The following is a 7,917-nucleotide window of genomic DNA, read 5'->3' on the forward strand; positions in this document are numbered from 1 at the left end:
AAACCGATGTTTTGATTGTGGTTGACGGAGGGTGTGGTGGTATGAGCACGGACACGGAGTCGGTCGCCCTCGTCGGCGACGAGACGGTGGAGAACGTCGTGCGGGCGGCGCTGTTCGCGGCGTTGACCGGCGTCTTCTCGTACGTGAGCTTCCAGTTGCCGGTGTCGCCGGTGCCGTACACGCTGCAGGTGTTGGGCGTCTTCCTCGCGGGGGTCTTCCTCGGGCCGCGGTGGGGGTTCGCCTCGCTCGCGCTCTACGTGGTCGCGGGCGCGGTCGGCGCGCCGGTGTACGCGTACGGGGCGAGCGGCGTCGGGCAACTGTTCAGCCCGTGGGGTGGCTACCTCTGGTCGTACCCGTTCGCGGCGGGGCTGCTGGGCTCCGTCGCGCACGGCACGGGTGCGCGGACGCCGACCGGCGAGGTCCCGCTGTGGCGGCTCGCGGCCGGACTGACGGCGGCGACGGCCGTCATCTACGCGTTCGGGACGGTCGGATACGCCTACTTCGGCGACCTCGCGCTCTTCGCGGACCCGGTTCGCGCGCTCGTGAGCGCGGCGCTCGTCACCGCGGTGCCGTTCGTCCCCGGGGAGCTCCTGAAGGCCGTCGTCGCGGTGCTGGCCGCGCGCAGCGAGCGGCTCCGGGACGCGTGATCGACGTCTCCGGCCTCGTCCACCGCTACGGCGAGGCGACGGCGCTCGACGGCGTGGACCTCGGTATCGACGACGGCGAGTTCGTCGTCCTCGCGGGCGCGAACGGGTCCGGGAAGACGACGCTCGTGCGCCACTGGAACGGCCTCCTCGACCCCGACGCGGGGACGGTGCGGGTGAACGGGACGCGCGTGGACGAGGACCTCGTGGCGGCGCGGACGGCGGTCGGGATGGTGTTCCAGGAGCCGCGCGACGGCTTCGTCGCCGCGACGGTCGGCCGGGACGTCGCGTTCGGCCCGGAGAACCTCGGGCTCCCGCGGCGCGAGGTCGACGAGCGGGTCGCGGACGCGCTCGACGCGGTGAACCTGACGGGGCGGGGCGACGAGCGGATCGACGCGCTCTCCGGCGGGGAGCGCGAGCGGGTCGCCATCGCGGGCGCGCTGGCGATGCGCCCCGACCACCTCGTCCTCGACGAGCCGTTCACCGGGCTGGACGCGCCGGCGCGGGGGAGCGTCCTCGAACGGCTGTGCGCGCTCCACGACGCGGGGACGAGCGTCGTCGTCGTCACGCACGACCTGCGGGACGTGCTCGCGCCCGCGGACCGACTGGTCGTCATGAGCGACGGGTCGGTGGTCGTGAACGACGCGCCGGGGGCCGCCGTCAAGCGATTGGCCGGCCTCCCCGTCGAGCGGCCGTGCTGAGTCACGCCCCCGGCGACACGCTGGGCCACCGCCTCGACCCGCGGACGAAGCTCGCGCTCCAGAGCGCGGTCGCGGCCGTCGCGCTCGCGCGGCCGACGCCGGCGTGGCTGGTCGTCCTGACAGTCGGCTGTCTGCTCGCGCTTCGCGGCTGCGGGCTGTCGGTGCGCGCGGTGTACGCGGAGTACCGCGGCGCCCTCCCGTTCCTCCTCGTCGCGCCGCTCGCCGGGGCGCTCCGGTTCGGTCCGCCGTGGGTCGACCCGGCGGGCGCGCGCGGCCCGCTGCTCGCCGTCTACCGGACGCTCCTCCTGCTCGCGCTCGCGGCGGCGTACGTGCGGACGACGTCGCCGCGGGAGTCCCGGGCGGCCATCACGCGACTCGTCCCGGGACGCGCCGGGCGGTTCCTCGGGCTCGGCGTCATGCTCGTCTTTCGTTTCCTCCCGCTCCTCCAGTCGGACCTCCGGCGGCTCCGCGAGGGGTCGTGGGTCCGGTTGGGGGACGAGCGACGCGTCGACCGGCGGCTGGCGCACCTCGCCGTCGGCGCGCTCGAACGGACGTTCCGCCGCGCGGACGCGCTCGCGCTCGCGCTCCGGGCGCGCTGTCTCTCGTGGAACCCGACGCCGCCGGCGCTCGCGTTCGCACGTCGGGACTACGCGGCGCTGGGAGCGGCGGGTGCGCTCGTCGCGGCGGCCATCGCGTTGTAGAAGATGGGGACGTTACTCGCGGAGTTCGACGGCGTGACCGCGTTCGGCGGCGAACTCGCAGACGGCGACCGGACCGGTCTCGACGTCGAAGGACCGGTCGGCGGCGGCGGCGTCGCGCAGGTCGGCGGCGAGGTCGGCGAGCGCGTCGCCGGTGACGGTCCCGTCGTAGCCTTCGAGACAGAAACCGAGGTCGTCCGGAACGGCGGCTTCGACGTACGGGCGCTCGCCGAGGTATTCGAGGCCGAGTTGGAACCCGGGCGTCGCCTCGGGGTCGTTCCACTCCTCCTCGGGGCGGAGACGGCGCTTCTTCCCCTGCAGCGTCGTGTAGTACGCGTGGAGGAGCTCCTCGCCCCAGTCGTCCGTCACGTCGAGTGCGATGGCCGTCATCGACTCGGCATGTGAGATAGTGACAGAAATAGTTGTCCGCCAGACGAAACGACATAAACTGTATAGTGCGATACGTAATCTCGTGGGTCCGGCTCCGGGAGCCATAAGCGGGCGGGCGTCCTCACGTGTTCCATGGACATGACGCGGCGACCCCGACGGCTCCGTCGGGACGGCGTTCGCGGGCTGGTGAGCGAGACGACGCTGAACGCGAGCGACCTGATCGCGCCGGTGTTCGTCGACGCGACGACCGAGGAGCGCGTGCCGATAGAGTCGATGCCGGGTCACGAGCGCGTGCCCGTCTCGGAGGCGGTGGCGCGCGTCGAGGAGGTGTTGGCGACGGGCGTCGAGGCGGTCATCGTCTTCGGCGTCCCCGAATCGAAGGACGAGCGCGGGTCGCGCGCGTGGGCCGAGGACGGCGTCGTGCAGGCGGCCGTCCGGCGAATCACCGCGGAGACGGACGCCTACGTCATCACGGACGTCTGCCTCTGTGAGTACACCGAGCACGGCCACTGCGGGGTGTTGGCGGAAGGCGCCCGCGCGGGCGAGGGACTGACGGTGAAGAACGACGAGACGCTCGACCTGCTCGCGCGGACGGCGCGCTCGCACGTGGCGGCGGGTGCGGACATGGTCGCGCCGTCGTCGATGGCGGACGGGCAGGTCGGGGCGATACGCGAGGCGCTCGACGAGGCGGGCCACGAGAACGTCCCCGTGATGGCGTACGCGGTGAAGTACGAGTCGGCGTTCTACGGACCGTTCAGGGACGCGGCGGACGGCGCGCCGTCGTTCGGCGACCGGCGCCACTACCAGATGGACCCGGGGAACCGACGCGAGGCGATGCGGATGGCCGAGCGCGACGCCGCGGAGGGTGCGGACGTGTTGATGGTGAAGCCGGCGCTCCCGTACCTCGACGTCGTCGCCGACGTCCGGCGCGAGTTCGACCACCCGGTCGCGGCGTACAACGTCTCCGGGGAGTACGCGATGCTGCGGGCGGCCGGCGAGAAGGGATGGTTGGACGCAACCGAGAGCGCGTACGAGTCGGTGTTGTCCATCAAGCGTGCAGGGGCGGACCTGATACTTACCTACTTCGCGGAGGACATCGCCTCCTCGCTTTCCTGAATCTGCGCGCGGGCGCCGTATTTCCGCCGAACCGGCCACTAATGTAACCGGATATACACTACGGACGACCAGTTTCGTCAGGCGTTAATGCCGGTAAAGTGTGCATTATACATCCTTATACAGACATGACTCGAATAAGTATCTGTCAAATGCACAGATGACCCCGTGTATTTTCTCGAATTTTAAAGCAAAGGGTTATGTTTGGTCATTCCCTGCAACTCTCTCGTAGATCAGCAAGATGGTTTCACGCAAATACGCGGCTCAGGTGAACGAGCGTCTAATGGATGTGTGGTCCGACGGGGGGACGGTATGGTAGACGTCGCGAACATCGCCAACGGCGTCAACACGGTGTGGACGCTGGTGGTGTGTTTCCTGATCTTCTTCATGCAGCCCGGGTTCGCGCTGCTGGAGGCGGGTCAGGTCCGCGCGAAGAACGCCGGGAACGTCGTGATGAAGAACATGATGGACTGGTCGCTCGGCGTCCTCGTGTTCTTCCTCGTTGGGAACGGCGTCTACGCGCTCGCCGGGATGCTCACGTCGGGTCAGGCCGTGAGTGTCGCGAACGCGTTCGCGTACATCAACTCGCCCGGGAGCTGGATCGGGTGGCTCTTCGGCGCGGTGTTCGCCATGACGGCGGCCACCATCGTCTCCGGGGCCGTCGCCGAGCGCATCAAGTTCTCCGCGTACGTCTTCCTCGCGATTTGCCTGACCGCGGTCATCTACCCGGTCATCGGCGGCTTCGCGTGGAGCGGCGGTCTGCTCGCCGGTTCGGGCTTCCTCGGGCAGGCGATCGGCGCGGGCTACGAGGACTTCGCGGGCGCGACCGTCGTCCACATGCTCGGCGGCATCGCCGGCCTCGTCGCGGCGTACATGGTCGGCCCGCGCCGCGGGCGCTTCGATAGCGAGGGGAACCCGCGTCCGATTCCGGGGCACTCGGTCGTCTTCGCGGTCATCGGGACGCTCATCCTCGCGTTCGGCTGGTACGGCTTCAACGTCGGGACGCAGGCGAGCGTCCTGAGCGCGAACGTCGACGCGCAGACGCTCTCGTTCAACGGCGCGGCGCTCGGCCGCGTCGCCCTGAACACGACGCTGGCGATGGGCATCGGCGCGGTCGGCTCGACCATCGTCACGACCATGCAGGAGGGGAAGCCCGACCCGCTCTTCGCGGCGAACGGCCTGCTCGCCGGCCTCGTCGCCATCACGGGTGCGTGTGCGCACGTCACCTGGTGGGGCGCGCTGCTCATCGGCCTCATCGGCGGCGTGCAGACGCCCATCGTCTACCGCTGGGTCGTGGAGAACCTCAAGATCGACGACGTCTGTGGCGTCTTCGCGGTCCACGGGAGCGCGGGTGCCATCGGCACCATCCTCATCCCCGTCTTCGCCGCGGGCGGCTACGCGGACTTCGTCCCGCAGCTGACCATGCAGGTCGCGGGCGTCATCGTCATCGCGGTCTGGACGGTCGTCACGACCGCCATCGCGCTGAAAATCGCGGACGGCATCTGGGGCCTCCGCGTCGACGAGAGCGAGGAGGAGATCGGGCTCGACCGCGGCGAACACGGCATCGAGGCGTACCCCGAGTTCGTCGACGAGGGCGTCGTCACGGACGGCGGCGAGCGCAACCAGGTTCGCACGGACGGCGGTGAGGACCACGACCACGAGATTCGCACGGACGGCGGCGTAGATATGGACACGAAGGACACGCACGAAATCCGCACCGACGGTGGCGTAGACGTCGACGACCACGAGGTTCGCACGGACGGCGGCGAGGACACCGACGCCGAGGACGACGACGGCGACATCAAGCTCGTGATGGCCGTCATCCGCCCCGACCGGCTGGGCGAGGTGAAGAAGTCGCTCGCGGAGGTCGGTGCGCCGTCGCTCACCGTCACGAACGTCTCGGGGCGGGGGAGTCAGCCCTCGACGACCGAGCAGTGGCGCGGCGAGGAGTACGTCGTCGACCTCCACCAGAAGGTGAAACTCGAGTGCGTCGTCGCGGACATCCCCGCCGAGGACGTCGCGGACGCGATCCGCGAGGGGGCGAAGACCGGCGAACCCGGTGACGGGAAGGTCTTCATCATCGACGTCGAGGACGCCCTCCAGATTCGCACCGGCAAGACCGGCCCGGAGGCGGTCTGAGCGTGACCCCCGACGTCGACGCGGTGGGACGGGACGCCCGTGCGGACGTGGCACCCGCTCGCCCCGGCGTCGGGAGAGGTCGCGGTCAGTCGCAGTCACGCACGCGGCGACCGGACCCGGAGGTGATCGTCGTACCCTGAGCCGTCGCGTCCGTGGTTCCGGTCGACGACCACATCCGTCGTACTCAGTCACCCGTCGACCGGCGGCGTCACCCGCCGCCGCGTAGGTTCGCCGTTTCGAGCCCGGTGTACGGACACCCGCGTTTCTCGCAATTATTGCCGTACTACCGGTCTCATTTACCCTTATACAGGGTTATATTGTCCCAATATTGGATGGACGTTCAGTAGAAGTACGTATACACGGGAATTTTTAAGCGAGGGCTTTTATCGGTGGACGAGTTGCTATCCGCCGTGACTGAGAACGACACAACCGCCGTCGGTAGCACGGAGGGTGCGCCGTGAGCGACCTCGCGACCATCGCGACGGGCGTCAACCTCGTCTGGCTGTTGCTGGTGACGTTCCTCGTCTTCTTCATGAAGGCGGGGTTCGCCATGCTGGAGGCCGGACAGGTGCGCGCGAAGAACGTCGCCAACCAGCTCACTCAGACGATCATTACGATGGTCGTCGGGTTCATCGTCTTCTTCGGCGTCGGGGCCGCCGTGGCGACCGTCGTCGGCGAGGTGACGGGCGGCGGCGCGCTCGACGTCGGCGCGGCGTTCATGAGCGTCTACGCGCCCGCCGACCAGACGGGTGCGTGGACGAGTTGGCTCTTCGGCGGCGTCTTCGCTATCGCCGCGGCGAACATCGTCTCCGGCGCGCTCGCCGGCCGGACGCGCCCCCGGATGTACGTCGTCTACACGGCGGTCATCGCGGGCGTCATCTACCCGATTGCGGACGGGCTCGTCTGGTCGGGCGGCTGGCTCGCGACGATGGGCTTCCACGACTTCGCGGGCGGTGCCGTCGTCCACACGCTCGGCGGCGTCGGCGGCCTCGTCGGCGCGTACCTCATCGGGCCGCGCCGCGGGCGCTTCGACGCCGACGGCTCGACGAACGTGATGCCGGGGCACTCCATCACGCTCGCCGTCCTCGGGACGCTCATCCTCTGCTTCGGCTGGTACGGCTTCAACGTTGGGACCGCGGCGTCCGTCCTCGCCGTCGAGAACGGCCAGCTCGTCCTCGATAGCTTCTCGTACGTCGGTCGAGTCGCCCTCGACACGACGCTCGGGATGGTGTTCGGCGGCGTCGGCGCGGGCGCGGTCGCGTGGTACAAGACCCGGAAGCTCGACACGCTCTTCCTCGCGAACGGCCTGCTCGCGGGGCTCGTCTGCGTCACGCCCGTCGCGGACGTCGCGTCGTGGCCGGGTGCGGTCGCCCTCGGCCTCATCGGCGGCGCGCAGCTCCCGGTCGTCTTCGACTTCGTGGAGCACCGCCTGCGCGTCGACGACGTCTGCGCGGTCTTCCCGGTGCACGGGACCGCGGGGATGATCGGGACGCTCGCGTTCCCGTTCGTCGCCGCCTCCTTCACGGGCTCGCGGCTCGCGGCCTTCGGCGTGCAGGTGCTCGGCGTCGCCGTCGTCGTCGCGCTGAGCGCGGGCGTCACCGCGGTCGTCTTCCTCGCCGCCCGGGGCGTGAACTGGGCGCGCGTCGACGCGGACTCGGAGAACACGGGGCTCGACGTCACGATGCACGGCGTCGAGACGTACCCCGAGTTCGGCGAGCACGAGGGCGTCAGCGTGCCGGACGGCGGCGTCGTCACGGACGGCGGTCGGCCGGCGAGCGACATCGAGCTCGTGATGGCCTACATCCGCCCGGACAAGCTCAGCGACGTGAAGACGGAGCTCGCGGAGATCGGCGCGCCGTCGCTCACCGTCACGGACGTCTCGGGGCGCGGGAGCCAGCCCGCGACCAAGGGCCAGTGGCGCGGCGAGGAGTACGTCGTCGACCTCCACCAGAAGGTGAAAGTCGAGTGCGTCGTCGCGGACACGCCGACCGACGACGTCGTCGACGCGATCTGTCGGGGTGCGAAGACGGGGAACAAGGGCGACGGCAAGGTGTTCGTCCTCCCGGTCAGCGCCGCGACGCAGATTCGGACGGGGAAGACCGGCCCGGACGCGGTCTGACGGAACGACGTTCCGTCACGGACGAGTCGGACGGCGGTCGTCCGACGCAGTCTGAGAAACGGCGGTTCGTTTCTCAGGCGGACGGGATGCGGTGTCCCGGCGCAGTCTGAGAA

At 69.8% G+C, this 7,917-nt stretch carries 7 protein-coding genes; 6 read left to right on the forward strand and 1 reads right to left on the reverse strand.

The annotated features are described in order from the left end of the window. Window positions 1-41: 41 nt before the first annotated feature. From IEX84_RS10730 to IEX84_RS10740, 3 genes are read left to right on the forward strand one after another with little or no spacing between them, the layout of a single operon-like run. Window positions 42-647 (forward strand): biotin transporter BioY, encoded by a 606-nt coding sequence (locus tag IEX84_RS10730; RefSeq protein ID WP_188872560.1) that lies wholly within the window; start codon window positions 42-44, stop codon window positions 645-647. Next, the gene (locus IEX84_RS10735; RefSeq protein WP_188872561.1) at window positions 644-1,345 is read left to right on the forward strand and encodes an energy-coupling factor ABC transporter ATP-binding protein; all 702 of its coding nucleotides are present in this window, start codon (window positions 644-646) and stop codon (window positions 1,343-1,345) included. Before IEX84_RS10730 ends, IEX84_RS10735 begins: the two co-directional genes overlap by 4 nt. Next, window positions 1,339-2,046 (forward strand): energy-coupling factor transporter transmembrane component T family protein, encoded by a 708-nt coding sequence (locus IEX84_RS10740; protein ID WP_188872562.1) that lies wholly within the window; start codon window positions 1,339-1,341, stop codon window positions 2,044-2,046. Before IEX84_RS10735 ends, IEX84_RS10740 begins: the two co-directional genes overlap by 7 nt. 12 nt (window positions 2,047-2,058) lie before the next feature. On the opposite strand, the gene IEX84_RS10745 is transcribed toward IEX84_RS10740, so the two are convergent. Then, window positions 2,059-2,433, reverse strand: a complete 375-nt coding sequence (locus IEX84_RS10745) for a hypothetical protein (protein ID WP_188872563.1) — start codon at window positions 2,431-2,433, stop codon at window positions 2,059-2,061. 132 nt (window positions 2,434-2,565) lie between these two features. On the opposite strand from IEX84_RS10745, the gene hemB reads away from it, so the two are divergent. The 3 genes from hemB (at window position 2,566) to IEX84_RS10760 (ending at window position 7,804) form a co-directional block, all read left to right on the forward strand. Continuing rightward, window positions 2,566-3,549, forward strand: a complete 984-nt coding sequence (gene hemB, locus IEX84_RS10750; RefSeq protein WP_188872564.1) for a porphobilinogen synthase — start codon at window positions 2,566-2,568, stop codon at window positions 3,547-3,549. A gap of 309 nt (window positions 3,550-3,858) precedes the next feature. Further along, window positions 3,859-5,685, forward strand: coding sequence for an ammonium transporter (locus IEX84_RS14600; protein ID WP_188872565.1), 1,827 nt, complete (start codon window positions 3,859-3,861; stop codon window positions 5,683-5,685). A 457-nt stretch (window positions 5,686-6,142) separates the two neighbouring features. After that, on the forward strand, window positions 6,143-7,804 hold the full coding sequence (locus tag IEX84_RS10760; RefSeq protein ID WP_188872566.1) for an ammonium transporter: 1,662 nt from the start codon (window positions 6,143-6,145) through the stop codon (window positions 7,802-7,804). Window positions 7,805-7,917: the final 113 nt, after the last annotated feature.

The organism is Halarchaeum rubridurum (assembly GCF_014647115.1).
GTDB classification, from domain to species: Archaea; Halobacteriota; Halobacteria; order Halobacteriales; family Halobacteriaceae; genus Halarchaeum; species Halarchaeum rubridurum.